Origin of the sequence: Natronoarchaeum sp. GCM10025321 (genome assembly GCF_042663585.1) — an archaeon.
Taxonomy (GTDB): domain Archaea; phylum Halobacteriota; class Halobacteria; order Halobacteriales; family Natronoarchaeaceae; genus Natranaeroarchaeum.
On sequence record NZ_JBHTAN010000006.1, the window covers coordinates 1,072,116 to 1,098,823 of the forward strand.

Consider the following 26,708-nt stretch of genomic DNA (forward strand, 5'->3'; position numbering starts at 1 on the left):
ATCGACGTAGTATGTTCGAGCAGTCGGTATCGAGGGGCGAAACGCTTAGATATCCGATAGAATCGGGTCGGTGCTTGCGCGCCCGAGGTCAGTCCCCGCCGAGGATGCCGGGCGAGGTCATCTTCGCGGGGTCGAGCACCTCGTCGGCCTCCGCCTCGGAGAGGTAGCCCTTCTCGACGACGACTTCACGGACCGTCTTGCCCTCCTTGAGCGCCGTTTTGGCGGCCGTCGAGGCTTTGTCGTAGCCGATGTGGGGGTTGAGTGCTGTCGCCAGCGCCATCGACTGTTTGACCTGCGTCTCACAGTGTTCCTCGTTGGCTTCGAGGCGGTCGACGAACCGGTCGGCGAACACCTCGCTGGCGTTCGACAACAGGTCCGCCGACTGGAGGAAGTTGTACGCGAGTACGGGTTTGTAGAGGTTCAGGTCGATCTGACCTTCCGCGGCACCGGCGGAGACGGCGGCGTCGTTGCCGACGACCTGCTTGTGGACCTGATTGACCGACTCGGCGACGACGGGGTTGATCTTGCCGGGCATGATCGACGATCCGGGCTGGTTCTCCGGCTGTTCGATCTCGCCGAGGCCGTTCCGTGGGCCGGAGGCGAGCAGTCGGAGATCGTTCGCGATCTTGTTCAGCGACCCGGCGACGACCCGAAGCGCGCCGTGGGCCTCGCTCATCGCATCGTGTGCGGCCTGCGCCTCGAAGTGGTTGTCCGCTTCGCGGAACTCCAGTCCGGTCTCCTCGCTGATGTACTCGGCGGCGCGCTCGGCGAACTCCTCATGGGTGTTGAGGCCGGTGCCGACCGCTGTCCCGCCCAGTGCGAGTTCGCCGAGATGCTCCCGGGTCGACTCGACGCGTGCGATCCCTTTCTCGACCTGGCTGCGGTAGCCGCCGAACTCCTGACCGAGGCGGATCGGCGTCGCGTCCTGCAGGTGTGTTCGACCGGTTTTGACGATCCCGTCGAACGCCTCTTCTTTCGCGCCCAGCGCGGTCTCAAGCGTCGACAGCGCCGGCAGGAGATCCTTCTCGACGGCTTCGAGCGCGGCGACGTGCATCGCCGTGGGAATCACGTCGTTGCTCGACTGGCCGTAGTTGACGTGATCGTTCGGATGGATCTCGCGGGATCCGATCTCGCCGCCCACGATTTCGGTCGCCCGATTGGAGATCACCTCGTTCGCGTTCATGTTCGAGGAGGTCCCACTCCCCGTCTGGAACACGTCGACCGGGAACTGATCGTCGTGCTCGCCGGCGATCACTTCGTCGGCGGCCTGGACGATGGCTTCGGCGGTCTCCTCGGATAGCAGGCCGAGGTCGAGATTCGCCCGGGCGGCGGACTTCTTGACGATGCCGAGCGCGCGGACGAACCGACGGCCGAAGGTCAGCCCGCTGATCGGGAAGTTCTCGACGGCGCGCTGGGTCTGTGCGCCCCAGTACGCGTCAGTCGGCACCTGCATCTCTCCGAGACTGTCTTCCTCCGTACGGTAGTCGTCCGACATATGATACCGTACTCTCGACCGGAGAGTAAAACCACCGAAACGTCGGCGGCGAGAGGGGTCAGGTCCACCGGTCGAGACCGGTCTGGGTGAGCGCTTCCTCGATACGCTCGAAGCCGCGTTCGACCTCCGCCGCATCGACTTCCCACTCCTCGACGACGTACTCCCGGGCGGCCTCGACGTCAGGCGAGGGATCCGTCGAGAAGTCGTACTCGTCGGTCACCGCCGGATCGAGAAAGAGCGAGCGGATCCGGTCGGCATGTTCGATGTGCTCGTCGCGCTCGTCGAGGACGGCCCACAGGTCGCCGTGCTCGTGGATCAGTTTCACCGCCGTCTTCGGCCCGATACCGTTCACGCCGGGGTTGAAATCCGTGCCACAGAGAATCGCCACGTCGACTAGCTGTTCCCAGGTCAGGTCGTGCCGGTCGAGCGTCTCCTGTAGCGTCATGAGTTCGGGGTCGCCCTTGCTCGTCAGTTGGCGGAGCGTCTTCGGCGCGCCACAGAGCAGGGCGTCGTAATCCTCGGTTCCGACGTAGTCGACGTCGCCTTTCCGGGCCATGTATGCGGCCTGTGACTCGCCCTCCGCCGGCGCTTCGACGTACGGGATGTCGAGCAGGTCGAGTAGTTCCCGCGACGTCTCCTGGATCGTCGGCGTGAGTCGCTGGGTGCGAGATTCCAGCCGTGCTACGGCGACGCTATCGCCCCGCTCGCGGGCGTCTGCGAGTTGCTCTTCGGCGTCCTCCCGGGCCTCGCGTCGGGATGCTATCTCGTCGTCTTTGAGTTCGGACGGCCCGCCGTCGAAGACGAACACCGGCGAGAGGTCGTTCTCGAAGAACTTGGGCAACCCCTGCACGATGCCGACGAGATTGGCCACTTCGGTGCCATCGGCCGTCGTGTACACCGCGTCGTTAGTGAACTTCACCGTCGTCGTTAGATACCGATAGAGCCAGTTGTGTGCGTCGACGCCAACGACCCTCCCGTCGAGGTCATCGAAGGACACTGTTTCGAGTGCGGCCAGTTGGCGGAGTGCTGCGTTTCCCATTACGGTTTCGTAGTGTACGACGTTTTGAATACTCTCGGTTCGCGGCGACGAATCGGAGCGGATCGGCCACTATATCATGTCGATTGTTACCACTCCATATACGTGAGATACTCGGTGCCCTCGTACTCCAGGAGCCACGTTCCGTAGAAACCGTCTTCACGGATCCCCTCGTGCTCCCGAATCCGTTCGCTCACAGACTGGAAGTCCTCGTCGTCCGAGAAATATCCCTCATCTATCGCCTCCTCGACGACCGCGCGTTCGTCCTCGGAGAGGCCCGATAGCGTGAACAGATACTGCTCGCGAACCTGATCGGCGAACGGTTCGACGCCGGACGCGACTTCGTTTACCTCGTACCGATACTCGTCCTGGGTGGCGGTTCGCGAATCGACAGCGACCCGATACCGGTTCTCGTCGTAGACGAGGATATCGTACTGTTGCTCCGGGACGAACACCGACTCGCCCTCGACTTCCTCGGCGGTTCCGTAGCCGACGCCGAGGTCGTAGCCATCAGTGTTGGGGGCTGATTCCCTCGATACGATCGGGTCCAGACGCTGTCGATCGGCTTCTGGGAGGTCGTCGTACTCGATCTCACCGCGTTCGGGCGTCGAATCCGCCGGATCGAAATCGATCTGGACCTCGTAGACGGTTACCTCGCCACTGTCGATCGGACTCTCCGAGACCTCGTAGAACGTGTCCTCGTACCGGACTGTGTCCTCTCGGTCGAACAGTTCGTATCGCCCGCTCCGGGTGGCCGATCCGTTTTCGAGGGCGGACGAGACCACCGTATACTCCTCGGAACCGGGTTCGGCCGTCATCGAAACCTCGGAGGCGATATCGTCTGGCGTTGCTTCGTCCATATCGAGGACGACGGATGGATGAGCGCACCCGGCGAGAGCAACGGAGAGGAGGGCTGTTCCGCTCGCGAGGAACTGGCGACGTCGCATGGAGGAAGTGACAGGGGATCTGCATGAAAGCTTTCTGGTTCGTCCCTGTATCGACCACTCCGCACCGCTCACCGTGGCGAATTCGACCGAGTCACAAAAATCGGCTCGTGGCCCGCTACGAATCACTCCCCGGCGGTTCGGCGTCACGTCGCACCGAGAGGAACTCCCTCTCCTTCTCGGAGAGCGTCTCCCGGCCCCGGAACCGCTCGATGCCGCTCCGATACAGTTCCCCCATCGAATCGGCGTCTCCATGCGCGACGAGTGCCTGCTCGCGGGGGTACACGAGCACCAGTTCCGCGATGCCCGTCTCCTCCCCGGTAAAACCGAAGCCCGCTTTCCAGAGCGCCTCGTAGGCGAACGGGTTGTTGACGGCGATTCGGATCCGCTCGTAACCGCGGGCCATCGCCCTGTCGACGGTCTCGGAGACGAGTTCGGGACCGAGTCCCTCGCCACGCAGGTCGGCCCGCACGGTGACGTAGCGAAGCCAGAGCGTCGTCTCGTCGGTTCTGTCCTCGTTGAACGCCACGGCGGCGAGCACGTCCTCGGGGTCGATGGAATCACCGTTCGCGGTCCCATCGCGACGGAGAACGGCCTTCCCGGTTGTCGACATCACGAACTTCCCCGCGTAGCTGAACACCTCCCAATCGAGTCGGAGCGTCGGGCCGTCCTCGGGCCAGCCGAGGAGTTCGAACGCCATCCCTCAGAACTGGTAGCGGCGCTCGTCCTTCTGTTGTTGCTGTGGGTACTCGATGCCGCCGCCCATTTCGTCGTAGGTCATCCCCGATAGATACTCGTCGTAGGTGACGTCGTACGCGCTTCGGAGATGGAAATCGAGCTTTCCAGTCTCGACGGTGCTCTGGAACAGCAGCCGAACCGCCTCCTCGATCAGATCCTGCGGGTCCTCTTTGTCCATCGCGGCCATCAGCATCGTTAACTCCCGGCGTGTGTCGTCGTCGAGGTCGAGTGCGAGTTCCTCGTCCAGCGACTCGTAGGTCTCCTCGACGTCTTCAGTCAGGTTGTCGAGACTCATATCCAGCATTTGCGCCGAGTCGCGGATACCCCTTTCGCTGTCCGGTCACAGCGGGTGGCGTTCGCCGCTCAACAGCGGTGATCAGAGGCGATAAACCGATGCCGTCCCAATGGCTGCCAATGACAGACGACGCGGCGTCGACCGACGATGGCCCGTTCCCCGGCGGGCAGTCGCTCCCGGACGACCCCGAGGCGGTTCGTTCGGCCCTGATCGGGTGGTACGAGTCCGACCACCGTTCGTTCCCGTGGCGGGAGACGACCGATCCGTACGAGATTCTCGTCTCCGAGATCATGAGCCAGCAGACCCAACTGTCCCGGGTCGAGAGCGCGTGGGAGGAGTTCGTAGACCGATGGCCGACGACGGCGGCGCTCGCGGCGGCCGACCGCTCCGATGTCGTCGGCTTCTGGAGCGATCACAGCCTCGGCTACAACAACCGCGCCCGCTACCTCCACGAGGCTGCCAATCAGATCGAATCGGCGTACGACGGCGAGTTCCCCACCGATCCCGAGGCGCTACAGGAGCTACAGGGTGTCGGCCCATACACTGGCAACGCCGTCGCCAGTTTCGCCTTCAACAACGGCGATGCGGTCGTCGACACAAACGTCAAGCGTGTGCTCTATCGGGCGTTCGACGTCGAGGACGACGACGGAGCGTTCGAGGCCGCAGCGCAGGCGCTCATGCCCGACGGCGAATCGCAGGTCTGGAACAACGCGATCATGGAACTGGGTGGAGTTGCCTGCGAGAAGACGCCCTCCTGTGACGCCGCTGGCTGTCCGTGGCGCGACCGCTGTCACGCTTACGCGACGGGCGATTTCACCGCGCCGGACGTTCCGACACAGCCGAGTTTCGAGGGCAGTCGTCGGCAGTTCCGCGGCCGGATCGTTCGACTGCTCGGCGAACACGAGGAGATGGATCTTGATACGCTCGGCCACCGGATCCGCGTCGACTACGCCCCCGACGGGGAGTACGGCCGTGAGTGGCTTCGCGGACTCCTCGAGGACCTCTCGGACGACGAACTCGTCGAGATAGAGGACGGGGGCGAGGAGACAGTCGCAACGCTTCAGTCTTGATGTGAAATATATGGGCCGCGAAAGCCTCCGGCGCACCACCGAACGGGATGTCTACAGTTCCACGGCAACGCCCTGGAAACGACAGGTACCACACGGTTTTTGACTGCCGAGGACGACTCCACGCTATGGACGAGTTGCCACACGTCGTCGCGATCTGCGGGAGCCTTCGGGAGGAGAGCCACACCAGGAACGCGTTGCTGGTCGCCCTCGCCGGCGCGGAGGCCACCGGTGCGACGATCGATCTGATCGATCTCCGAGAACTCGATCTGCCGGTGTTCGACGCCGACGAACCAAGCGCCGGGGACGCCGAAGCACTAACTGATCGGGTTCGGCAGGCGGACGCAATCTTGCTTGGAACGCCAATGTATCACGGGTCGTACTCCGCGCCGCTGAAGAACGCGCTCGATTACTGCGGGTTCGACGAGTTCGAAGACAGATCCGTCGGGCTACTGGCGGTTGCAGGCGGGCGGTTTCCGGTCACGGCGCTCGACCATCTACGCTCGGTGTGTCGCGCGCTCGACGCCTGGGTACTCCCGTACCAGGCGGTCGTCCCACAGGCCTCCCAGGCGTTCGAGGGCGGCGAGTTCGTCGACGAGGAACTCGCGAACCGCGTCTCGACGCTCGGTCGACGCCTCGTACAGTACGCCGATATTCGGCCCGATCCCGCTTCCTTCGAGAGCGAGGAGAACGTCGGTGCCCGATGAGCGAGACAGTACAGCCAGGAAAGCGTGGTGGGCTCTTCTCGGCGCTCCTCAGCGCCTGGCCGTCGGTAGTTCTGTCCCCGAGAGAGTTCTTCCGCACCAGCATCGTCCCCGGCGAACAGGCTCCGGGGCTCCTGTTCGCGATGGGCGTCGTTCTGGTCTCTGAAACTCTGCGCCTCCTGCTCAGCGGGAACCCGCTACCGGCGCTGGGTGGCTATCCGGTACTGTCCGCGATACTCTGGATCTCGGCCGCAGTGCTGTTTCTGACACCGGCGGCTCTCCACCTGATCGCCGCCTTACAGACGGTGTTTCTGATCCCGGTCGCGGCCGACCGTGCCGGAGTCAGCGAGACTGTACAGCTACTCGGCTATTCGGCCGCTCCGTGTGTCCTCGCTGGGGTTCCGGTGCCCGAGGTACGCGTCCTCGCAGGCGGATACTCGTTCGTCCTGTTACTCATCGGGCTCTCGGAAGTCCACGGGATTAGCTTCGAGCGAAGTCTGCTCGTCGGCATCGTTCCCGCGTCGCTCGCGTTCGGATACGGCTTCCGGACCTTCGACGCTCTCACGACCCTGCTCGCCCGCTGGTACATTATCTAACGCCCGAGAGATATGGCATCCCAAAACCGAAAGAGCTGAGATCTAAAACTGTTACGAGATCCCACGTCAGTTTTTTATCTCCAAAGGTATAGGTGGGATACGATGACTACAATCGATCCGCAAGGGCAGGAGTCGGTCAGTACGACGGTTGTCCATGCGCTCGCGGATGCGAAAGAGGTCGATCCTCTGGAACTGGACCCTCTGTACGAGGCGCTCGATCCGGACGCGCTCGACGCTCTCTTTGCACCCGTCGAGGGATCCGAATCGGAGCGCCACGGGAAAGTCCAGTTCACTACGAACGGCTACAAAGTCGAGGTGACGAGCACTGGGCGGGTCCACCTCACTCCGCAGGCCGTAGAGCCCCAGTAGCGAAGCGGCCCGGCCGGTCCTGACGACAGTATCAGCCTCGATGCCGAAGTGTCTTTGAATGCGTCTCGCCAAGTGTAGTGTATGCTCGACGACCAGTACGACGCAGTCGTATACGATCTCGACGGGACCCTCGTCCGACTCGACGTCGACTGGGGAGCGGTAACACGGGACGTACAAGCCGTCTACGACGAGCATGACGTAGACGACGTCGACGGCGACGGCGGTCTCTGGAGTCTCTTTCTCGCCGCCGACTCACACGATATCGCAGCGGAAGTCGAACGGACGATCAGTCGGCACGAACGAGCGGGGGCGACATCTTCTCGACGGCTACCGCTTGCTGATCGCGTGAGCGACCACTCTGTTCCCGTTGGCGTCTGCTCGCTCAACTCCGAATCAGCCGTGCGCATGGCCCTGGAGACGCACGGTCTCGACGCAGACGTCGCGGCGGTCATCGGGCGCGACTCCGTCCCGGGGCAGAAACCCGATCCAGAACCGCTACTGGCTACGATCGATGGACTGCCAGCGACGGTCGAGCGCCCGGTGTTCGTCGGCGATTCCCCACGTGACGCGACGACAGCGGACCGGGCCGACATCGCATACAGGGCCGTCGACGACCTGCTCAAATAGGAACACGAGTCAGGAGTGCAGTCAGTGTGATGAACTTGTGGGCCGTGACGGGAGCCAGTTCAAGTGCCCGCACTGTGGGTACGTGAGACACGCGGATTTGAACGCGGCTGAGAACATCAGTCAAAGAGAGGGTGATCCATGCACGGCGTAGCACTAACGGTGACGCGAACCGTGCGGCCCAGCACGCTGAAAACCGTGCCGTCTGCTTCGCAGACGCCTACCATGTGCAGGTGGGAAGGCTCGTTTGACCGAGCTACACGCGCTGTAAAGCACGCTCGTGGTAATAATCGAGCGGCGACCTGTGACGCTGGCCACGCGAAAGCGTTTTTGAGCCGCCAAGGAAACGCGCAACCTTAATATCCCCATCGGGGAATCCCACGGGTTCAACCGTGGGAGGAGGTCAACGAACGATGTACTGATCCTGCGTCGCGACGAATCGACCGAGTTCCGACGCCTGGCGATAGTCAGACGCGAGGATCGATCGCATCCGAGAAAGCAACTGTTCTCGCTCGTTCCCGCCCCAGTCGGTCGGGTCGGCAATCGGCACCACGAGAAACCCGCTTCCACGGAGTTCAGAGGCGTGTAACTCCTCCATATCAAGCGCTTCGCCCACCGGTCGTGCGGTGTATGACTCGAAGACGCGGCGCGTCGCTCTCTCGCCCACTGGCAGGAGGACGTGGGCCGAGATTGCGCGAAGTTCGGCGTCGAAGAACGGTTCGAGTCGGGCGTACTGGCGCTCAGAATGGCGATCACCCTCCGGCAGACAGCACATGTGGAGATAGCTACAGAACAGGTCCGAAACTCGTGGGTCCGACTCCGCGTCCGGATCGACCAGGTCGACGTCAGCGAACACTGACAGTAGTTGTTCGCCCGCCTCGCTGCCGGTGAACGGAATACCACTCCCTTCGCCGCCGTGGACGGCCGGGCAGTCGCCGATCAGGTGGAAGTCGGCATTCGCATCGCCGTATCCGTACACTGCGTCCGATCCATCACCCTCACAGGGAACCTCACACGGAGGCTGCATCCCGAACGGATTACTCGTCCGATCTGTTACGTTTTCCACGCGAAGCGGCTACGTCTCAGGACAATAAAACCGGACCGGTTCGCGCAAAGCAAGGGGTTGTCGGCGTAGTTACCACTTGCTAATTGGCCGAAATATTGACACCTGCGGCAACGAGAATACTGACAGCGACTACCAAACAACTCCCCACGGCGGGCCCGCCCTGATAGTGCGTTATCGCTCGATAGTCTCTCCATAGGTCGGACAGATTGTCCGCAATCCCTCCGGGGACTATCCGGGGGTAACTGCTTCCAGTATCTGGATGTGTACGATCCGAGGAGATTTCTCGGGTCCATCTCCTCGCCGTTTACCAATCGAAAGTAGATAGTCCGTATAATCGCGACGAACGATACCCCAATGACGGGTATTCACCAATGCCACGCGATAGTCCCGATACTCTTGAAAATTACCGAGAGATATATAGGAGTATTGCCATCTATTAGAAACTTATTAATCCGAACGCGGACAGTTTTCATTACGAAGCCGAAGTCCTTCGAGAAGCCGCTTTAAATTTCAATTCAATGACTATACCGCCCCAATTCAATCATGATGTCGAAGCACACCACCAGCGGTTTGACATCGATGGATACGATCAGGTCTACATCGTCGGAGACGTCCATGGAAGCCAGTCAGCGCTTGAGGATCTGCTTATCGAACTCGAGTTAACCGCCGACGACCTCGTCGTCTTTGTCGGCGATTTGGTCAGAAAGGGACCGAACAGCCCCGGAGTCATCGATCTGGTTCGCGACGATCCGCGTCTTGTCAGTATCCGCGGAAACAACGAGCAAAAAATCGTGCGGGGAGACAAGAACCCTGAGTGGCTCCGTAATGGTGATCAAGAGTACTTCGAATCGCTTCCAGTCGCGATCTCTTTTGACGATACTCTCGTTATCCATGGCGGCATTGACCCGGAACGAGCACTTGACGACCACACTGTGGAAGAGCTGTTGACGATGCGTGCACCACACGGCGATGGGTACGCCGGACCGTTCTGGTACGACGAATACGATGGTCCCTACCGTGTGTTTTTCGGTCACACTGTTCATGACCACCCGGTGGAAAGAAACTACGCTGTCGGCCTCGATACCGGCTGTGTCTATGGAGGAACGCTCACTGCGTACGACTACCGGAACGACGAGTTCGTCACGGTAAATCCGACGACGACTCATCAAGACCGGGCCAGTTCAAAGGTCGTTGACCCGGCCTGACTCGGTAACCCCACCCGGGTGCTATTGATACTCGGAACGAAGGCGGTTGCGTGCGCCGTCACGCGTTTTGAAATATCGACGGTCACCATCGGTCGTTCGAATCGCCCAGCCGTACATCTCGCTGTCAGGACGATACCACTGCTCTGAATACGCGTTGAACACGGACACGTGTCCACCGTCCGATTGAGCGTTTTCAGCATCAGCGCCAGTAGCTTCGTCCGACTCCTCGGATTCAGCGGTCGTCTCGTCCTCCGTAGCATCCTCAACGAGGAGATTCCCCTCGATTAGATCCGCATCGACCACTATTCCCGGTCCGTAGCCGCGGTCGAGGGCTGCTTCTGTGGCTGTTATTAGTGTCTCTTGGATATCTCGTACCGGCCCGTCATCGGGGGACGCTTGTTCATAGCTTCCGTCGCTTTGCATCACCCATCGGCGGCGATTATCCCTCAGCGAGACTTCCAAAATGAAACGGAGTTGTCTACGCAGTTGTGTGGCCTCCACAGGTGTAATAGCCTCTACTCGATAATCGAGGTTGCGAGTCATCCAATCGGCCGATCCGATGTACCACTCAGGCTGGCCTCCGTTCTCGAAGTAGAATATCCGGGCGTGTTCGAGGAATCGGCCGACGATAGAATGAACGGTTATGTTCTCACTCAGCCCCTCGATACCGGGGCGGAGTCGGCAGATGTCCCTGACGATCAGGTCAATCTCGACACCAGCCATCGAGGCACGATAGAGTTCCTCGACCATCGAGGGGTCCTCGAGTCCGTTTACTTTGACCACGATTCGTGCGTGACGGCCGGCATGAGCGTTTTCAGCCTCCTTTCTGACCATCTGCGTGAATCGCTCTCGCATCGTCACAGGTGCGATCAATAGCTTCCGAAAACGGTCGTCGAGCGTGGGTCCGGTAAAGAAATTAAATACCTTCGTGAGATCAAGACCGATATCGCGGTCAGCAGTCAACAATCCTGCATCAGAGTATCCTTTTGCTGTTCCTGAGTGATAGTTTCCGGTACCGACGTGTGAGTAGAGTTGGACGCCGTCGTCCTCCTGACGAACGACGAGCGCCGTCTTGGTGTGGGTTTTAAATCCGACGGTACCATAGGCGACGTGGATACCTTCCTCTTCGAGTTGTCGAACCCACTCGAGGTTGTTTTTTTCGTCGAACCGAGCTTTGAGTTCGACCATCACCGCTACCTGTTTGCCGTTTTCGGCGGCGTCGATGAGGCTCTGAATAACCTTCGAGTCGCTTGCCGTCCGATAGATAGCCGCTTTTACTGCGAGCACGTCAGGATCGTTCGCCGCTGCGTCGAGAAACCGCTGGACAGTCCCCTCAAACGAATGATACGGGTGTTGCGCAAGAATGTCTTCTTTCCGAATCTCACTGAAGATATCTATCGATCCGGCTTGAGTGTCACTCGTAATCGGTCCAATTCTCGGGTGGGGTTGGGGAGTCCAGGATGACGGTTTGAGGTCGGGACGGTCGAGCTCACTCAGTTCGAAGAAATCCTCAAAATCGATCGGTCCATCGCGATAAAACACCTCTTTGTCATCCATATCGAGTTGCTCCTTGAGGATCGAAACCGATTTGTCGGGCATATCGGCGTCAACTTCAAGTCGGACAACTGTCGCAAAGCGACGCTGTTCGAGGACTTCCTCAACCCTATCTATAAGATCTTCAGCAACTTCTTCGTTGCGCCGTACCTCGGCGTTTCGGGTCACTTTGAACTTCGATACGTCCTGGATATCGAGGTCGGGAAGTAGCAGGTCGAGATTGGCTTCGATGAGATCCTCGATGAGAATATAGCGGTTAGCCTCACCAGGGACCGTTATCAATCGAGGCTGGTTCGACGGGATTTTGATTCGAGTGAACGTGGATTCGCTGGTCTCGTCCGACGAGAGTACAGCAAGAGAAAGCGAAAGGTTCGAAATGAATGGGAACGGGTGAGCCGGGTCGAACGCGAGTGGTGTCAGGGTAGGGAGAATTGACTTCTCGAAGTCGGTCCGTAGTTCTCTTTGCTTATCCACCGGTAGTTCGTCGGGGACACGGATCTCGACTCCCTCTTCAGCAAGCGTTGGCTTCAGTGTCGTCTGCCAATAGTCAGACTGCTGTTGAAAGAGCGGATGTGCCATGTCGAGCACCTCGTGCCACTGTTGTTTCGGCGTTCGGCCGTCCGGCGTCGTCTCCATCACACCCGCATCGATCTGTTGTTTGAGGCCGCCGATGCGTTTCATAAAGAACTCATCAGTGTTCTTCGTAAAGAACGCGAGAAACCGAAGTCGCTCGAGCGGCGGATTACGCTCGTCCATTCCCTCACGGAGAACGCGCTTTTGAAACAGGAGTTCTGAGAGTTCTCGATTGAGATAGTAGTCGGGGTCTTTGAGGTCTCTGTCGCTCACCGGATCACCCCACCGGGGGAAGTTGACGTGACGGAACGATATCCGGTTTCGTGGGCCTGAATATACCTAATCATGGAAGCAGTATATGATTTCTTTTGGTCATTCTATGATTGCTAGTAATTTCGTTTGCCTGGGTTGACAGCGACCACTCAGTTCTCGGTAGGGGACTGGAGGGGTGGACTCTCACTCGGCGACTCAGGTGGTTTGTCGGACGTTGTGACACCCGATGATACGCCCTCAGGTAGCCATGTGGTAGTCCGTTTCCGCCACTCTCCTATCGGCAGGTATTCGAACTCGTCTGGTGTGACAATAAGCTCAAGCGTTCTATCAGTTATCTGGTGCTTTCGAATGGCGGCCTTGCTCTCATCTAGAGGGTGATTACGGAGGTGATTCTTAACGATTGGAAAGAAATCATCCTTCGAATGATCGTTCCTCTTTCTTTCAAGTACTTGAATAGAGTCACAAGTAGGACACTCTGAGAGAACGGCGCTTGGCATTATGGTACCTTTGTAATCCAATCATAAGTAACATAGTAAATAGTCCTATTGTACAGTATATAGTTTTTACTCGTTGATACCGGCGTATTAGATTTAAATAATTAATGTCACTGATTCCGTATTATACTTTAATAGATCCATTTCTGGCACGGTTACTAATCCTGACTTTTATCTTATATTTTAGTCGTTCGCGCACTGTTTTGGAGTTCGACAGCCTCCGTCTGCTCAATCGACGACTATATCGAGTTGGTCTGGTCATCAGTGACCGGTTCAGCCTCGTCGAGTCGGCCAAAGAAATCGTTGGGTCGGTCACTCCGACCACCCCGTCTCCGTGGGTGTCCCTCACGGATTGTTCGGGGCACCAAGCCAGGGCAGGGATTTGAACTACGTGAAGACGGTCCTGTTCACTCCGTCCACAGGCTGCAACTTCTCTCGTTCAAATCACTTTGTCGACGTGGGTGTCCCTCACGGATTGTTCGGGACACCAAGCCAGGGCAGGGATTTGAACTACGTGAAGACGGTCCTGTTCACTCCGTCCACAGGCTGCAACTTCTCTCGTTCAAATCACTTTGTCGACGTGGGTGTCCCTCACGGATTGTTCGGGACACCAAGCCAGGGCAGGGATTTGAACCCCGGGAGTCTCGATTACAAGTCGAGTGCTTGAACCGCCCAAGCTCCCCTGGCGCAATCTGTGATAGGAGGTACCCCTTTGAGTGGTTTTCGTCTTGGAGTCACGAGAAAGAGCGACGGCGATCAGACGTCACGGCAGTCCGCACAGAGCATCTGCCCGTTGAAGTTCTGCAGTTGCTGGGTCAGGCTGCCACAACTCTCACAGACGCTCTGACTGGAGTACTCCGATCCGGGACTTGGCGAGACCGTTCGGTCGGCGACCGCCCCGGCGCTCGTCGAGGCGACGGCCTCGGTGTCCTCACGGGGTTCCGAGCCGTTTTCGAGCAGTGATGCTGTAGCGGTCAACAAGTCGTCAGCGGTCACCACGCCGACCAGTTCCTCGCCCTCGGTGACGAGCAACCGGCCGGTGCCCTGCGTCGACATCCAGTCGATTGCCTCCACCAGTGGGGCGTTTGGCGATAGTACGGCTTCTGGCTCTCGCATATACTCGCTCGCCGTAGACCCCGACTTGGAGTCTGGAATGAGTGGTAACAGATCCAAGGCGCTGATAATCCCGACTGGTTCGCTTCCCCGGACGACTGCCGCCGTGGATGCCTCCTCTTCGCGCAGCACATGCGCGACGTCGGAGATCTCATCTGCCTCGCTTACGCCGACAAAGTCACGAGACATGATTTCGCGTACTGTCAGATCGCTCTGCATGTGAGAATGTACCACACCTATCGTCTAAAAGCTACCCCCATCAATTTTATATTTGTAGCAGCGGTAGTTACTAAGTCCCGAAACCTCACCGACGGAATTCGACCGTCGTCTCCTCCGCACGGGCGTGCTCCAGCGCGTGTTTGGCGTCCATCCCCGCATTGTGGGCGTTCCGACCGACACCGACCCCAACTCGCAGGTCTACCGCAGCGGTATCGGTGACGTGATCGACCGCAGCATCGTACTGCTCGGCGCTCAACTCCGGACAGGTGGCGATGATGTTGTCTCCGCCGACGAAAAACGAGAGCGCGTCGTTCTCCCGACGCATGTACTTCATCAGTGCCGCGTAGCCCTGCTCGATCTCGATGAAGCTATCGAACGCGTTGAGCTGATCGGTGTACTCGCCGGTGGCGTCGATGACGTCGAAATGAGCGATCTGGACGTCGTCGTCGGTCCGGTACTCGAGGTCGATCGTCCGGCCGGCGAGGATCTCTCGGCGTCCCTTGTCCTGTGCGCTACCGGCATCCTGCAGCCGCTCGGTGGCGTCCGACAGCGCGGCCGCGGGTGAGACACCCGTCGCGACGGAGAGGCTGATACTTACCGGATAGCGGTTCCCGATGGACTCCTGGATCAGTTCGTGGTCCTCGACATCGAGGCCGTTCGTCACGGCGATCATGTTGTCGAATCGGGTGAAGAAGACGTAGCCCCCACGCTCCCCGACCTTCTGTGAGAGGTCGGCGTAAAGTTGGGACTGGAGCGTCTGGAGGTCGACCTCTCGTCTCGGTTCGGGCGTCACAGTCCACGGGCCGTAGTTGTCGATCTGAACGAGCGTAACCTGCGTATTCGTCACAGTATTCCGTGATTGGCGTGACTACCCCATAAGTATCCTGAATCGCAGTGCAGTCGGTCCCTATGCGTGCTTGGTCTCCGGGTCCGCACCGACCGGGTGGTAGTCCCAGAAGTCACCGCGTCGCATCGCGTCGCCGAGTTCGCCGTGCATGTCGACGAACGACTCGAACTCGTCGGCCTCGACGTACTCGAAGATGTCGGCCACACTGACCACTCGCTGGTAGTTGATCCGGATCGGTTCGTCGCCGTGTTCCTCGACGAACTCGTCGACGGAGAGCGGGAAGTCCTCCTCTTCGTCGACCTTCTTGGCGATGATCGCGATACCGTACTTGCGCATCCCTTCGCTGCCCTCGTCTCCGTCGGGGTCGTGGGGCCAGTCCATACCGAACGTGTGGACGGGGTCGGCAAAAACGTTCCTATCGGATCAGTTAGCTCGACACCGTGACAGTCCGTTCGGTGACGTGGAGGTAGTAGAACTCGGGGCCGCTGCCTTCGTCGACGAAGGAGAATCCCTCGCCTGCCGTGATCGATTCGTGGTAATCGAAATTGTTGGAGTTGACGCTGCTCCCGAACTCCATCTCGTCGGCGATAACTGCCCCCTTGAATTCCTCGTTGCCTGCCTGCATGTATCCGTCAGAATCGGGGGCGTAAACGATTGCGTACACATCCGTTTTCGGATTTTTACTCCCTTCCCCATCGCTGAAGACGTATCCATCAGAAGAGACAAATATCACCGTTTGCTTAGGTTCGGCGTCGTTTCCGACGACTGCGTTGTTGTCTTCGGTGGTATCGAAATTCCCACCGACATAGAAGATCACTCGATTGTCCGCTCCTTCGACAGTGAGCCCGTCGCCGTCGGCGATGACGTTGCCGTCAACGTACACCTCGATTTCCTCGTCGTCCTCAAAGTCGCTGGTATCAAAGTGGTGTGCGCTGTCCAGATCGTCATCGATGTAGTAGAACCCTGGATCGTCGACGGTATCCGGCAGTTCGTTGTAGTCAGCGTCGTCCCGGTCGCTCGCCTTGTTCTTGATGAGAGTATTGGCCGAAACGTGGTCACCCTCGGTTTCCGCCAACTCATCGTCATCATCGGCTGATGCATCAATGTACTCGGTCGCACCGATAGCGGTTTCATGATCGAAGGCTTCCGGACCGAGCTCGAATGGAACACTCAGTTCGACTTTCACCATGCCTTCGGTACCGTCTCCACAGCCCTCAGAAATAGAACCCCGAGTCTGCTGGCTGAAATACTCCTCCCAGCCCTGACAGTACTCACTTTCCAGTTCGACGTAAACAGTACCACCGCTTAGCGGATTGTTCTTGTTGACATCGTCCGTCGGGTAGTGTCGGTCCTCGCGTTCGAGTTCCAGTTCACCGCTGAGGGTGCCGCTACTGCTGATATCGCCGTCGACTTTCTGGATTGGGAACGAGAGCGCGTTGTCCCGGTAGTAGAAGTCCGGCGCTGAGACGAGCGAACTACCAGAGCCACGCTGTCGGAAGACGCCACCGCCCTGATACGCAACCGTGTCGCCGTTCTCGTTCGTGTAGACCAGAGAATTGATCGGAATCGGATCGTCACCGTCGCTGTAAACGTTTTTTGTCCCGTCGGTCCCGACGTGGTAGATCTTTAGCTTTCCAGTTCCTTCCTTTACTTCCAGGTTGCCGTCCGCCGTCCCGAGGTCGAACTCGACCGAGTCACCGTCCTCCAGGTCGCTGGCGTCGGCGGCAAGACTCGAGAACGACGACTCGACCTGCGCCGTCTCGATACCGCTCTGGCTCTCTGTGAACATCGCCGCACCGGCGACCGCAACTGTGGCCGCGACCGTTATCGCAAACCCGGCCATCAGTATCACGCCGAGAACGTGGGCGACGCCGCGATCTTCATTCATTATGGATAGGTACACTTCCCAAGTACATATGTTTAATTGCTGGCCGGCAGTTGCACGGAGATGTTCGGAATCGGCCCGTCTGTCGAAAGGGACGTGCATTGCCGGGTAGTGGCTAATCAGGACGCGGCGTCGATATTAGACGATAAAATTAAATACGTATCGGGGTAACAGATTAGCCGTGATGAGTAATAATTTACTCGATCGAGCGCGCGAAGATCTACTATCTGACGTCCTCTCGGGGACGACGGACGATCTACTACTGGTAAGTCCGTCCGAAGCGACGCTCGTCGATCTGATCGACGTGCTGTCGGACCACGAAGACGGACCGCGTGTAGACGTGCTTGCCGACGCTGCGACGATCAAGAACGTCATGGAGGACTTCATCGTGGCCAGCAGGGCCGCGGATCTGCTCTCGGCCGGGGTGCTCTCGCTCCGAGCGAGTGACTCGCTGGCGACCAACCCGCTAGTGATCACCGCCACTGGCGTCATGACCCTCGTCACGACCGACTCGTCGGTGAGCGGACTCACCTCCGAGGACGGCGCGTTCGTCGAGGATGTCCGGACGGAGTACCGCGATCAGTGGGACGATGCAGAGGAGTACTCCCTGCGGACGCCGCCGATTTCGGAGGTCAACGACGGCCTCGCAGAGAGCCTCGGCGAGGACGCCGAAGGCGATTTCCGCGCGATGCTCGATTCGCTCGAAACCGCGCGGGGTGACGACGGACTGGACGAGGTGACCGTCAGTCTGCTCGTCGCCGCCAAGAACGAGGCGCTCCTGTACGACATCAGCAAGTGGGGCGAAGATACGGGCGTCGCCAGCAAGGCGACGTTCTCGCGGACGAAGACCCAGCTCGAAGAGAAGGGCCTGATCGAGACGGAGAAAGTGCCGATCGAGGTCGGACGCCCGCGACTTCGGCTCACACTCGCAGACAGACGGCTCCAGTCCGCCGACAGCGACCAGATCGCATCGGCCGCCCAGTCGATCCTGACCTAATCCTCGAACCGATGCAGTAGTTCTTCGAGCGTCTCCTGCTCGGCGACCGACTCTATCTCGCGTTCGAGTACGTCCTGCTCTAGTCGGTACAGGCCCGTTCGATCACGTGTAATGAACGGTCGCTCCCGGAGTTCCGAGAGGAACGTCCAGACGTACTGTACGGGCACCTCAGTCGCAGATTCGATCTGAGCTACGGCTACCGGGCCGTCCGCGGCAATCGTCTCGACGATCTGCCAACACTCGTCGTTCCCGACCGGGACTTGCGTCGCGGCCGCCTCGATTTCGGAGACGATCGGCTCGCAGTGGAGGCGATCGATCGTTTCGGACACGGACACGTCGGAGTCGACGTCGCTCTCGTCAGGGGAAGCCTGTTCCTGCCCCTTCGGTACGTCCGTCGCCGTCGATCCCGCTTCGCTCTCCGAGAGCGACGATGTCTTCTCCTCAGGAGAATCCGGTAGATCGATCGGTGAGTCGTCGCTGTCCGCTGGCTCGGAGTCGGCAAACGCGGTCTGGACGACGGACTCCTCCCCGTCGTCGAAATCAATGGTCGCTGTGGCGTCCCGAAGCCGCTGGTTCTCCGTCTCTAGCTCCGCGATGTGCTGATGAGCGTCCCCCAGTTCGGTCTGCAGGTCCTCGATCTGTGCTTCGAGTTCTTCGATCCGGTCGTCTTTGGCCGCGAGGCGCGCTTCGACGTCCTCGGGGGTCATGGCTACGTCGCCACGAGAAAAGGCGTTAGCGAGCTGTCTCGCCGCGTTCGAGACGTCACGAGCCTGATCGAGTTCCGATTCGAGCTGGTCGATCTGGGACCGTTTCTTGTCGAGTTCCTGTTGCATGTCAGCCAGTTCACTCGACCGTTCCTCTTCTTCCTCCGATAGCTCCGCCAGGTCGTCCATCAGCGAGTCACTGACCGATTTTAACTCCGGGCGCTCGAAGTCGTCGAGGCCGGGCGTCGCGCCCGCGTCGAAGGTCCGCTTGCGTCGGAACTGGATCCGGCGAACGTCGACTTCCGTCCAGTCGGTCTGGACGAACGCCTCGCCATCGCCCAGGTCGGCGACCAACTCCTGGTACTCGCTCTCGACGACCCGCCCGACGACTTTCGTGTCGTTGTCCCAAGTCAGTCGGTGCCAGACGAGCCAGTTCGCCTGCGTGATGAAGTCCTTCTTGACGTCCGCGGGCCGCTGGCTGATCCCCATGATCCCGAGGCCGTGTTTCCGGCCGCGCTTACCGATCTTGATGAGCATCTTGCCGGTCTCGCCGCCACCACCTTTCTGTGGGAGATACTCGTGGACCTCCTCGACGACGAGCAAGAACGGCTTCTTGAGCTTCTTCTCTTTGGTAAACAGGTGTCGTGCCGTCTCTCGGAGGAGTTCGTCGGCGACGTCCTCGTCGAGATAGCCGGAGACGTCGAGGATGATCGGTACGTTCTCTTCCAGCGCGAGCGTGGCGATCCGCTCGGCGTGTGCGGGACCGATCTGGATGTCACATTCCTCGTCAGCACCCGCGTGAAGCAGTTCGTACTCCTCTTTCAGGCCGTAGTACTCGCCGTCGGTATCGACGATCAGAACCGGATAGCCGGAATCGAGTAGCTCCTCGATGACGACGCTCGCAGTGTTCGACTTCCCGGAACCGCTCTTGCCGGTGACGAAGCCACGGCCGGTCAGAACGTCGACGACAGGAAGTCGGACCGGGGTTCCAGCGACGGCATCCCCCGCGTCGGTACTCAGTTCGCCGATAGTGATCCGCTCGCGTTCGCTCACCTACGACCCCCTCCCCGATTCCCTGCGTGTTGCATTACTCCGTATCTCACGTGACGACCACTTGAACCCTTTGCCGGGTAGGGATCCCTACTCGTCGCTCGGCGTCGGTCGGCGGGTCGACGCCCGCACTTGCTCGTCGAGTAGTTCCGCTCGATTCTCGTCGAGCAGTGGGGCACGGTAACCCGGGTCCGGCGGGGTTCGCGTCATCTTGATCGGGTTGCCGGCGACGGTGACCGACGACTCGGTGCCTGGCTGGGCGACGTCGACGAGCATGTCACGGTCGTGGACGTGGTCGTCCGCAAAGACGTCCGCGACGTCCTGCACCGGCGCGACAGGGATCCCGGATAGCGCCGAGAGAACCGTCTCGGTGTCGTGCTCGCGGGTCCACGACGCGATTGCCTCCCGAAGCGTCTCCCGGTGTGCAAGCCGACTGGCGCGGTTGGGGTACTCCTCGGCGAGCGCTGGGCGGTCCATCGCCGTACAGAGCTGTTGCCAGTGGTTCGTCCCGAACGCCGCGATGACGACGTAGCCGTCAGTCGTTTCGAAGGCGTCGTACGGGAACAGCGTCGGATGGGAGTTGCCCTGACGAGTCGGCGCTTCGTCCCCGTAGGAGTACTGGTAGACGGTGCGCTCACAGAGGCTGATCATGCTGTCGTACATCGCGGTGTCGACGAACTGTCCCTCGCCGGTTCGCTCGCGGTGGTGGAGCGCCGCGAGGATCCCGACGGCGTTGAGTGCGGCTGTAAAGAGGTCGCCGACGCCCGGCCCGACCTTCGTCGGAGGCCCGTCCTCCTCGCCGGTGATCTCCATCACGCCGCCGAGCGCCTGCGCGATCAGGTCGAAGGAGGGCTGGCCCTGTCGGTCGGTCTCGCCGGTGCGGGGGTCGCCGAAGCCACGGATGGCGCTGTAGACGAGGCCGGGGTTGTGCTCGCGGAGTCGTTCGTAGCCGAGGTCGAACTTCTCCATCGTCCCCGCCCGATAGTTCTCGACTACGACGTCGGCTTTTTCGACGAGCGAGAGGAACGCCTCGCGGTCCTCGTCCTCGCCGAGGTCGAGTTCGAGGCTCTCCTTCCCCCGGTTAACGCTCTGGAAGTAGCCGCCGTAGGCCTCCGCGTCGGGGTCGTCGTAGAACGGCGGGTTCGACCTGATCAGGTCCCCGCCCGGTCGCTCTATCTTTACGACCTCCGCGCCCATGTCCGCGAGCAACATCGTGCAGTACGGGCCGGCGAGCACCTGTGTCAGGTCGAGAACGTACAGATCGTCTAGCGCACCCATGGTTCGGCGCTCGGGGAGGTGGTCAAAAAACCTTATGGATTAATCATTAAGAATACGTCGAACGTTCGGATTTCTGTGGGTATGTACTGGTTCACATTGGGTGTGTATAAGGATCCTTCGAGAGTAACATCATGAAAAATCATTAAGTTTAAGTCCGCCTCGGTCAACGACTTCGATACCGACATGCAAAAGACAGTCATCCTCGGCGTGATCGGGTCCGACGCACACGTCGTCGGCATCACGATCCTCGAGCAGGCTTTGCAAGCGGCAGGGTTCGACGTCGTCAACCTCGGCGTCCAGACCTCTCAGGCTGAGTTCGTTGAAGCAGCGAGCCGCGAGGACGCCAGCGCGGTACTGGTCTCGTCGATGTACGGTCACGCCAGTCAGGACTGTCAGGGCTTCCACGAACGGATCGCCGCGGCTGACCTCGACGTCGTCACCTACATCGGCGGCAATCTCGCCGTCGGGCAGGACGACTTCGAGCAGACCCGACGGGAGTTCCGGGAGCTCGGGTTCAACCGGGTCTTCGATTCGGAGACGGATCCGGAGGAGGCTATCGCCGCGCTCCGGCGCGATCTCCAGATCGCAGCCACAGAGCCGGAGAACCCCCCGATCAGAGGCTAATACGGATGCTACGGGACGAATGCATGCCATCCGACGAGTTGCAACGCATCGACGAGCGCGTCCGGGAGAACTGGCCGACCGGCGCTGCCGCGGCGTTCGAGGAAGCCATCGAGTTCCACGAGTCGCTCCCGCGAGAGAAGCAGTTCGCGACGGTACTCGAGTCGGCCGACAGGCCGCTGTTACAGCCCCGTGCCGGCGTGCCGTTGCTGGACGACCAGATCGACCTCCTGGAGCATCTCCGATCGGCCGGGAGCGCGGACCTGCTGCCGACGACGATCGATTCGTACACCCGCGACAACGAGTACGGGAAGGCCGAAGACGGTCTCAGCGACGCACGGGAGACAGGCGAGGCCACGCTCAACGGCTTCCCCGCGGTAAACCACGGCGTCGAGGGCTGTCGAGAACTGATCCTCGCGACCGACGCGCCGGTCGAGGTGCGCCACGGGACGCCGGACGCCCGACTGCTCGCCGCCATCACGTTCGCGGGCGGCTTCCAGAGCTTCGAGGGCGGTCCGATCTCCTACAATATCCCCTACACCAAAGAACACGATCTCGCCGAGACGATCGAGCACTGGCAGTTCGTCGATCGGCTGGCCGGGGCGTACACCGAGCGCGGCGTCCGCATCAATCGCGAGCCGTTCGGTCCGCTGACCGGGACGCTCGTTCCGCCCTCTATCGCCATCGCGGTGATGCTGCTGGAGGGCAAACTCGCTGCGACGCAGGGCGTCCGCTCGCTCACGCTCGGCTACGGACAGGTCGGCAACCTCGTTCAAGACGTCGCGGCGCTCCGGTCGCTCCGCTCGCTCGGCGAGGAGTACCTGCCCGACGAGGTGACGGTGACGACGGTGTTCCACGAATGGATGGGCGGGTTCCCGCCGGACGAGGCCCGGGCGAACGGCGTCATCGGGCTCGGCGGCGCAACGGCCGCCGTTGCACAGCCCGACAAGGTCATCACCAAGTCACCACAGGAGTTCCAGGGCGTCCCGACAAAGGAGGCGAATGCCGCCGGACTCCGCACCACGCGACAGCTGATCGACATGATGATCGAGCAGGACGTCCGGCTCGACGGCGTCGAGCGCGAGCGCGAGTTGATCGAGCGTGCGACCCGCGAACTGATCGACGCCGTTGAGGCCGCGGGCGACGGCGATGTTGCCCAGGGGACGATCAATGCCTTCGACTCCGGCGAACTCGACGTCCCGTTCGCGCCGAGCGACAGCGCGCAGGGGGCGGTTCTGCCGGCGCGAGACGACGACGGCCGCGTCCGGATCTTCGAGTTCGGCGAACTGGCGGTCGGCGAGGAGATCAGGGAGATCCATCACAACCGGCTCGACGCCCGGGCGGAAACGGAAGGGCGCGACCAGTCGTTCCGGATGGTCGCCGACGACGTCGATGCGATCAGCGACGGTCGGCTGATCGGCCGTCCCACGGGGGGTGACTGAGATGCGGATCGAACGCGTTCGCGCCGTCCCCACCGTGTCGGGGTTCTTTTTCGACGACCAGCGGGCGATCAAACGCGGCGCGGAGCAGGACGGTTTCGGCTACCGCGGCGAACCTGTTACGCCGGGGTTCGACAGCATCCGGCAGGCCGGCGAGGCGCTGACGGTCGAACTGGAGCTAAGCGACGGCTCGGTCGCCGTCGGGGACTGCGCCGCGGTCCAGTACTCCGGTGCCGGGGGGCGCGATCCACTCTTCCGGGCGGAGACGTACCGTGATGTCGTTAGGGGGTCTGTCGCGGACGAACTCGTCCGCCGGGATCCGGACGCGTTCGCGGACAACGTCGCAGTGATCGAGGCACTGCCGGCGGTCCATGGCGACGGCGGCGCGCTCCACACCGCGGTCAGGTACGGCGTCTCGCAGGCGCTGCTCGATGCCGCCGCGACCGCCCGGCGAACCACCCCGACGGACGTCCTCGCGGAGGCGCTCGGGACCACGCCGGCGACCGAGCCTGTGCCCGTGTTCGGGCAGTCCGGCGACGACCGGCGAGCCAACGCCGAGAAGATGCTGCTCAAGGGCGTTCCGGTGCTCCCGCACGGACTGTTCAACAGCGTCGAAAAGCTCGGCCCGGACGGCAAACGGCTCCGGGAGTACCTCGCGTGGCTCGCCGACCGCGTCGACGACCTCGGCCCGGCGGGGTACGATCCGCGCTTCCACGTCGACGTCTACGGCATCATCGGCGAGGTCTTCGGCCCCCCGTACGACCGGGCCGAACTCGCCGAGTACTTCAGCGAGTTACAGGCCGCTGCTGACCCGTACCCGCTCCAGATCGAGGGACCGATGGACGCCGGCAGCCGTGCCGAACAGATCCGGGCGATGGCGACGCTTCGCGACGGGCTGGCCGAGGCTGGCGTCGACGTCGACATCGTCGCCGACGAGTGGTGTAACACCGCCGGGGACGTCCGCGCGTTCGTCGACGCTGGCGCGGCGGACGTCGTTCAGATCAAGACGCCGGATCTCGGCGGGATCCAGCACAGCGCCAGAGCAGTGGAGTACTGCCGCGACACCGACACCCGTGCGTACCTCGGTGGGAGCTGCAACGAGACGGAGATATCCGCCAGAGCGTGCGCACACGTCGCGCTCGCTACCGACGCCGCGCAGGTGCTAGCAAAGCCCGGCATGGGGTTCGACGAGGGGTACATGATCGTGACCAACGAGATGCGGCGGACACTGGCGCGGCGACGGCGGGAGGACCCCGTCGGGGCACCGACGACCGACTGATGCGACCGACACTCAACCACAGACGATGACGGATACCACAGAACCGACCGACTGGACCGACACCGAGACGTTTCAGAGCGCCCTGGAGCGCGCCGAGACGCTCGAGAAAGGCACGTACTTCGAGGGGTTCGCGGAGGGCGACTCGATCGCTCACGCGCCCGGACTCAGGCTCACGCGTGCCGGTAACGACCGCTGGATGAGCCAGACGCTGAACCACGATCCAGCCTACTGGCGCTCGGACGCCGCTGCCGCACTGGGCTACGAGGAGCCGCCGATCCACCCCGACTACCTGCTTGCGGCCGTGATGGGCCCGACCGTCGAAGACCTCAGCGAGGAGGGGGGCTACTTCCTGGGCCGAACCGACGTACAGTATCACACCGACGCCGTCTACCCGGGCACCGAACTCCGCGTGGAGTCAGAGGTGCTCGAAACGACGGCCTCTAGCTCCCGACCCGCCTACGGCATCGTGACCTGGGAGACTCACGGCTACGACGCGACGACCGAGGAGCCCCTGCTGTCGTACCGCCGGACGAACATGGTGCCCCGCCGTGAGCCGGTCGAGACCGACGGCGAGGAGGCCGACTCGCAGGGAGAGACCGAGCGCAATACGCCGGACCTACCAGAGGAACTGATCGCGCCCGACGGGCCGTACTTCGAGGACTTCCGCGCGGCGCTGGGCGAGGTCGCCGGCCGCGACGCTACGGTGGCCTATCGCCACGAGCGCGGCCGAACCCAGGACGACCTGCTCGTCGCTGGTCTCCCGCTTGCGACGCTCAACACCGCAAAACAGCACCACGACGCTTCGGCGATGGCCGATTCTCCCTCCGGCGAGCCGGTTACCTACGGCGACGTGACACGCTCGATAGCGCTCGGGCACGCCCGCTCGGACGAGCGGACCTACCGCGAGCTCCGGTGCGAGGACGAGCGGTTCCACGACTTCGTCACCGCAGGGGACACCATCTACGGCTTCACTCGCGTCCTCGACACGGCGGCGACGCCGACCGTAGCGATTCCAGAGAACACCGATCCCGGCCGCGCCGGACAGGTCACCTTCGAGCATCTCGCGTTCAATCAGCACGACGAGCCGGTCTACTCCGGCCGTCGAACCGCACTAATCGAAACCAGAACCCACCGATGACACGACTCTGTCGCACGTTCCAGACCGCACCGGCCGCCGTCCCCCGCGAGGACTCGGCGAAGTACCTCCGCTCGGGACTCACCGCCGAGGGGTTCCAGCTACCCGACTGGCTCGTTCCGGACATCGAGGACGGCACGGCACCGGAGATGAAAGACGCCGCACTGGAAAACACTATCGAGCTACTCGGAGAGCACGGCGACGCCTTCCCCGGCGAACTCTGGCCCCGCGTGCAGTGGGGCTACGACAGCGAGACGGCCCGCGAGCGGGGTCGCCAGGAGATCGAGACACTCGTCCGCTCGGTCGGCGACCGGATGGACGGCGTCGTCGTCCCGAAGGTGGGCCGCGTCGAGGACGTCCGCGCTGCGGCGTCGGCGATCGAGGAGTACGAAACGTCGTACGGCTACGAGGCCGGATCGATCGAACTCGCCATCATCGTCGAGACGGCGCGAGCAGTGTCGGATCTCAACCGCATCGCACGGCTGGGCGAGGGCCGCCTCGCCGCGCTCGTCTTCGGGCCCGTCGATTACACGGCTGAACTCGGCGGGCGCGAACTGGACGAGGGACGGCCGGCCTGGCCCGGCCTGCTCGAACGGCTCTCGAACGAGGCCAGCGCGGGCGGCCTGCTGGCGATCGGCGGCCCCTTCGACCAACTGTACCGCGAGCGCGCCGGCGTCCAGTTTTATAACGGCGACGCCTACGCCGAGCAGGTCGAGCGCGAGGCGACGGTCGGGCTCGACGGGAGCTGGTCGTTGCATCCCAATCAGACCGCACAGGCGAACCGGATTCACATGCCGCGGGAGTCGGAACTACGGCGCGACGTCGGGCGCATCGAGGCGTTCGAGGAGGCCAAATCGACCGGCACCGGCGCGGTCTCCGTGGACGGGCAGATGGTCGACGAGGCGACGTTCAAGAACTTCGCAAACACCGTCGAGACGGTCCGCCGCATCGATGAGACGCGTCCCGAGCAGACGGCCGCCAGATACGACGACCGGCTTCTGTCGCGGGCGCTTGATCTGGATACGGACTGGTGAACTCTGACGGGTGGATTCGCAACTGCAGATGCTGTAGCTGGCTCTCGAACGATACTCCCGCATCTGTGATCCGG

The 26,708-nt window shown here is 61.5% G+C and carries 26 protein-coding genes and 1 tRNA gene; 13 read left to right on the forward strand and 14 right to left on the reverse strand.

The features are described from left to right. Nucleotides 1–88 precede the first annotated feature (88 nt). The 5 genes from ACFQL3_RS08325 to ACFQL3_RS08345 all read right to left on the reverse strand — a co-directional run bounded on the left by ACFQL3_RS08325 (nt 89) and on the right by ACFQL3_RS08345 (nt 4,508). On the reverse strand, nt 89–1,495 hold the full coding sequence (locus ACFQL3_RS08325; RefSeq protein WP_377053181.1) for a class II fumarate hydratase: 1,407 nt from the start codon (nt 1,493–1,495) through the stop codon (nt 89–91). A 58-nt stretch (nt 1,496–1,553) separates the two neighbouring features. After that, complete coding sequence (gene fen, locus ACFQL3_RS08330; RefSeq protein WP_377053183.1) at nt 1,554–2,534, reverse strand: flap endonuclease-1; 981 nt, start codon at nt 2,532–2,534, stop codon at nt 1,554–1,556. An 86-nt stretch (nt 2,535–2,620) separates the two neighbouring features. Next, nucleotides 2,621–3,478 (reverse strand): hypothetical protein, encoded by an 858-nt coding sequence (locus ACFQL3_RS08335; RefSeq protein ID WP_377053185.1) that lies wholly within the window; start codon nt 3,476–3,478, stop codon nt 2,621–2,623. Between the two features lie 115 nt (nt 3,479–3,593). After that, a complete protein-coding gene (locus ACFQL3_RS08340; protein ID WP_377053187.1) occupies nt 3,594–4,175 on the reverse strand; it encodes a GNAT family N-acetyltransferase in 582 nt (193 codons plus the stop codon). A gap of 3 nt (nt 4,176–4,178) precedes the next feature. Continuing rightward, nucleotides 4,179–4,508, reverse strand: coding sequence for a hypothetical protein (locus ACFQL3_RS08345; RefSeq protein WP_377053189.1), 330 nt, complete (start codon nt 4,506–4,508; stop codon nt 4,179–4,181). Nucleotides 4,509–4,627: 119 nt separating this feature from the next. Between ACFQL3_RS08345 and ACFQL3_RS08350 the strand changes: the two genes are divergently transcribed. The 6 genes from ACFQL3_RS08350 (at nt 4,628) to ACFQL3_RS08375 (ending at nt 8,022) form a co-directional block, all read left to right on the forward strand. Further along, complete coding sequence (locus ACFQL3_RS08350) at nt 4,628–5,578, forward strand: A/G-specific adenine glycosylase (RefSeq protein WP_377053191.1); 951 nt, start codon at nt 4,628–4,630, stop codon at nt 5,576–5,578. A 125-nt stretch (nt 5,579–5,703) separates the two neighbouring features. Continuing rightward, a complete protein-coding gene (locus tag ACFQL3_RS08355) occupies nt 5,704–6,282 on the forward strand; it encodes an NADPH-dependent FMN reductase (RefSeq protein ID WP_377053193.1) in 579 nt (192 codons plus the stop codon). Beyond that, nucleotides 6,279–6,875 (forward strand): YIP1 family protein, encoded by a 597-nt coding sequence (locus ACFQL3_RS08360; RefSeq protein ID WP_377053195.1) that lies wholly within the window; start codon nt 6,279–6,281, stop codon nt 6,873–6,875. Before ACFQL3_RS08355 ends, ACFQL3_RS08360 begins: the two co-directional genes overlap by 4 nt. Before the next feature lie 102 nt (nt 6,876–6,977). Further along, nucleotides 6,978–7,244 carry a HalOD1 output domain-containing protein gene (locus ACFQL3_RS08365; RefSeq protein WP_377053197.1) on the forward strand — a complete coding sequence of 89 codons (267 nt, stop codon included), beginning with the start codon at nt 6,978–6,980 and terminating at the stop codon, nt 7,242–7,244. A gap of 81 nt (nt 7,245–7,325) precedes the next feature. Further along, a complete protein-coding gene (locus tag ACFQL3_RS08370; RefSeq protein WP_377053199.1) occupies nt 7,326–7,871 on the forward strand; it encodes an HAD family hydrolase in 546 nt (181 codons plus the stop codon). Further along, complete coding sequence (locus tag ACFQL3_RS08375) at nt 7,756–8,022, forward strand: zinc ribbon domain-containing protein (RefSeq protein ID WP_377053201.1); 267 nt, start codon at nt 7,756–7,758, stop codon at nt 8,020–8,022. Before ACFQL3_RS08370 ends, ACFQL3_RS08375 begins: the two co-directional genes overlap by 116 nt. A gap of 249 nt (nt 8,023–8,271) precedes the next feature. On the opposite strand, the gene ACFQL3_RS08380 is transcribed toward ACFQL3_RS08375, so the two are convergent. After that, nucleotides 8,272–8,934 carry a uracil-DNA glycosylase family protein gene (locus ACFQL3_RS08380; protein ID WP_377053203.1) on the reverse strand — a complete coding sequence of 221 codons (663 nt, stop codon included), beginning with the start codon at nt 8,932–8,934 and terminating at the stop codon, nt 8,272–8,274. 518 nt (nt 8,935–9,452) lie between these two features. Between ACFQL3_RS08380 and ACFQL3_RS08385 the strand changes: the two genes are divergently transcribed. Then, nucleotides 9,453–10,139, forward strand: coding sequence for a metallophosphoesterase family protein (locus ACFQL3_RS08385; protein ID WP_377053205.1), 687 nt, complete (start codon nt 9,453–9,455; stop codon nt 10,137–10,139). Between the two features lie 21 nt (nt 10,140–10,160). Here the strand turns inward: ACFQL3_RS08385 and ppk1 are convergent, their stop codons facing one another. The 6 genes from ppk1 to ACFQL3_RS08415 form a co-directional block, all read right to left on the reverse strand. After that, nucleotides 10,161–12,539: a polyphosphate kinase 1 gene (gene ppk1 / locus ACFQL3_RS08390; protein WP_377053207.1), complete on the reverse strand. Its 2,379-nt coding sequence runs from the start codon at nt 12,537–12,539 to the stop codon at nt 10,161–10,163. A 1,107-nt stretch (nt 12,540–13,646) separates the two neighbouring features. Next, nucleotides 13,647–13,720, reverse strand: a tRNA-Thr gene (locus tag ACFQL3_RS08395). A gap of 69 nt (nt 13,721–13,789) precedes the next feature. Beyond that, complete coding sequence (locus ACFQL3_RS08400; RefSeq protein ID WP_377053209.1) at nt 13,790–14,365, reverse strand: CBS domain-containing protein; 576 nt, start codon at nt 14,363–14,365, stop codon at nt 13,790–13,792. Nucleotides 14,366–14,450: 85 nt separating this feature from the next. Continuing rightward, nucleotides 14,451–15,212, reverse strand: a complete 762-nt coding sequence (locus ACFQL3_RS08405; protein ID WP_377053211.1) for a GTP cyclohydrolase III — start codon at nt 15,210–15,212, stop codon at nt 14,451–14,453. A 60-nt stretch (nt 15,213–15,272) separates the two neighbouring features. After that, nucleotides 15,273–15,593 (reverse strand): DUF5785 family protein, encoded by a 321-nt coding sequence (locus tag ACFQL3_RS08410; RefSeq protein ID WP_377053213.1) that lies wholly within the window; start codon nt 15,591–15,593, stop codon nt 15,273–15,275. Nucleotides 15,594–15,639: 46 nt separating this feature from the next. Next, nucleotides 15,640–17,100 (reverse strand): DUF7289 family protein, encoded by a 1,461-nt coding sequence (locus ACFQL3_RS08415; protein ID WP_377053215.1) that lies wholly within the window; start codon nt 17,098–17,100, stop codon nt 15,640–15,642. Nucleotides 17,101–17,281: 181 nt separating this feature from the next. Here ACFQL3_RS08415 and tbsP point away from each other — a divergent pair, with 181 nt between their 5' ends. Next, nucleotides 17,282–18,094 carry a transcriptional regulator TbsP gene (gene tbsP / locus ACFQL3_RS08420; protein ID WP_377053217.1) on the forward strand — a complete coding sequence of 271 codons (813 nt, stop codon included), beginning with the start codon at nt 17,282–17,284 and terminating at the stop codon, nt 18,092–18,094. Here tbsP and ACFQL3_RS08425 read toward each other — a convergent pair. Then, nucleotides 18,091–19,851 (reverse strand): ATP-binding protein, encoded by a 1,761-nt coding sequence (locus ACFQL3_RS08425; protein WP_377053219.1) that lies wholly within the window; start codon nt 19,849–19,851, stop codon nt 18,091–18,093. The two genes, tbsP and ACFQL3_RS08425, sit on opposite strands and share 4 nt — an antisense overlap. An 87-nt stretch (nt 19,852–19,938) precedes the next feature. Next, on the reverse strand, nt 19,939–21,126 hold the full coding sequence (gene mct, locus ACFQL3_RS08430; RefSeq protein ID WP_377053221.1) for a succinyl-CoA:mesaconate CoA-transferase: 1,188 nt from the start codon (nt 21,124–21,126) through the stop codon (nt 19,939–19,941). Nucleotides 21,127–21,309: 183 nt separating this feature from the next. On the opposite strand from mct, the gene glmS reads away from it, so the two are divergent. The 5 genes from glmS to citE are packed head-to-tail and all read left to right on the forward strand — an operon-like array spanning nt 21,310 to nt 26,634. Further along, a complete protein-coding gene (glmS, locus tag ACFQL3_RS08435) occupies nt 21,310–21,750 on the forward strand; it encodes a methylaspartate mutase subunit S (RefSeq protein WP_377053223.1) in 441 nt (146 codons plus the stop codon). A gap of 5 nt (nt 21,751–21,755) precedes the next feature. After that, nucleotides 21,756–23,189, forward strand: a complete 1,434-nt coding sequence (locus tag ACFQL3_RS08440; RefSeq protein ID WP_377053225.1) for a methylaspartate mutase subunit E — start codon at nt 21,756–21,758, stop codon at nt 23,187–23,189. Between the two features lies 1 nt (nt 23,190). Further along, nucleotides 23,191–24,465, forward strand: a complete 1,275-nt coding sequence (locus tag ACFQL3_RS08445; RefSeq protein ID WP_377053227.1) for a methylaspartate ammonia-lyase — start codon at nt 23,191–23,193, stop codon at nt 24,463–24,465. Between the two features lie 25 nt (nt 24,466–24,490). Beyond that, nucleotides 24,491–25,603: a 2-methylfumaryl-CoA hydratase gene (gene mch / locus ACFQL3_RS08450; protein ID WP_377053229.1), complete on the forward strand. Its 1,113-nt coding sequence runs from the start codon at nt 24,491–24,493 to the stop codon at nt 25,601–25,603. Continuing rightward, nucleotides 25,600–26,634: an L-malyl-CoA/beta-methylmalyl-CoA lyase gene (gene citE / locus ACFQL3_RS08455; RefSeq protein WP_377053231.1), complete on the forward strand. Its 1,035-nt coding sequence runs from the start codon at nt 25,600–25,602 to the stop codon at nt 26,632–26,634. Before mch ends, citE begins: the two co-directional genes overlap by 4 nt. The last annotated feature ends 74 nt before the right edge of the window (nt 26,635–26,708 follow it).

What these genes read in the sequence shown, in the direction of transcription:
- ACFQL3_RS08365 (WP_377053197.1), top strand. Translation starts at nt 6,978, where the DNA reads ATGACTACAATCGATCCGCAAGGGCAGGAGTCGGTCAGTACGACGGTT.
- ACFQL3_RS08415 (WP_377053215.1), bottom strand. Translation starts at nt 17,100, where the DNA reads ATGAATGAAGATCGCGGCGTCGCCCACGTTCTCGGCGTGATACTGATG.
- ACFQL3_RS08375 (WP_377053201.1), top strand. Translation starts at nt 7,756, where the DNA reads ATGGACTGCCAGCGACGGTCGAGCGCCCGGTGTTCGTCGGCGATTCCC.
- ACFQL3_RS08370 (WP_377053199.1), top strand. Translation starts at nt 7,326, where the DNA reads ATGCTCGACGACCAGTACGACGCAGTCGTATACGATCTCGACGGGACC.
- ACFQL3_RS08325 (WP_377053181.1), bottom strand. Translation starts at nt 1,495, where the DNA reads ATGTCGGACGACTACCGTACGGAGGAAGACAGTCTCGGAGAGATGCAG.
- ACFQL3_RS08440 (WP_377053225.1), top strand. Translation starts at nt 21,756, where the DNA reads ATGCTACGGGACGAATGCATGCCATCCGACGAGTTGCAACGCATCGAC.
- mch (WP_377053229.1), top strand. Translation starts at nt 24,491, where the DNA reads ATGACGGATACCACAGAACCGACCGACTGGACCGACACCGAGACGTTT.
- ACFQL3_RS08355 (WP_377053193.1), top strand. Translation starts at nt 5,704, where the DNA reads ATGGACGAGTTGCCACACGTCGTCGCGATCTGCGGGAGCCTTCGGGAG.
- tbsP (WP_377053217.1), top strand. Translation starts at nt 17,282, where the DNA reads ATGAGTAATAATTTACTCGATCGAGCGCGCGAAGATCTACTATCTGAC.
- glmS (WP_377053223.1), top strand. Translation starts at nt 21,310, where the DNA reads ATGCAAAAGACAGTCATCCTCGGCGTGATCGGGTCCGACGCACACGTC.
- mct (WP_377053221.1), bottom strand. Translation starts at nt 21,126, where the DNA reads ATGGGTGCGCTAGACGATCTGTACGTTCTCGACCTGACACAGGTGCTC.
- ACFQL3_RS08400 (WP_377053209.1), bottom strand. Translation starts at nt 14,365, where the DNA reads ATGCAGAGCGATCTGACAGTACGCGAAATCATGTCTCGTGACTTTGTC.
- ACFQL3_RS08360 (WP_377053195.1), top strand. Translation starts at nt 6,279, where the DNA reads ATGAGCGAGACAGTACAGCCAGGAAAGCGTGGTGGGCTCTTCTCGGCG.
- ACFQL3_RS08385 (WP_377053205.1), top strand. Translation starts at nt 9,453, where the DNA reads ATGACTATACCGCCCCAATTCAATCATGATGTCGAAGCACACCACCAG.
- ACFQL3_RS08410 (WP_377053213.1), bottom strand. Translation starts at nt 15,593, where the DNA reads ATGGACTGGCCCCACGACCCCGACGGAGACGAGGGCAGCGAAGGGATG.
- ACFQL3_RS08445 (WP_377053227.1), top strand. Translation starts at nt 23,191, where the DNA reads ATGCGGATCGAACGCGTTCGCGCCGTCCCCACCGTGTCGGGGTTCTTT.
- ACFQL3_RS08350 (WP_377053191.1), top strand. Translation starts at nt 4,628, where the DNA reads ATGACAGACGACGCGGCGTCGACCGACGATGGCCCGTTCCCCGGCGGG.
- ACFQL3_RS08345 (WP_377053189.1), bottom strand. Translation starts at nt 4,508, where the DNA reads ATGAGTCTCGACAACCTGACTGAAGACGTCGAGGAGACCTACGAGTCG.
- citE (WP_377053231.1), top strand. Translation starts at nt 25,600, where the DNA reads ATGACACGACTCTGTCGCACGTTCCAGACCGCACCGGCCGCCGTCCCC.
- fen (WP_377053183.1), bottom strand. Translation starts at nt 2,534, where the DNA reads ATGGGAAACGCAGCACTCCGCCAACTGGCCGCACTCGAAACAGTGTCC.
- ACFQL3_RS08335 (WP_377053185.1), bottom strand. Translation starts at nt 3,478, where the DNA reads ATGCGACGTCGCCAGTTCCTCGCGAGCGGAACAGCCCTCCTCTCCGTT.
- ACFQL3_RS08340 (WP_377053187.1), bottom strand. Translation starts at nt 4,175, where the DNA reads ATGGCGTTCGAACTCCTCGGCTGGCCCGAGGACGGCCCGACGCTCCGA.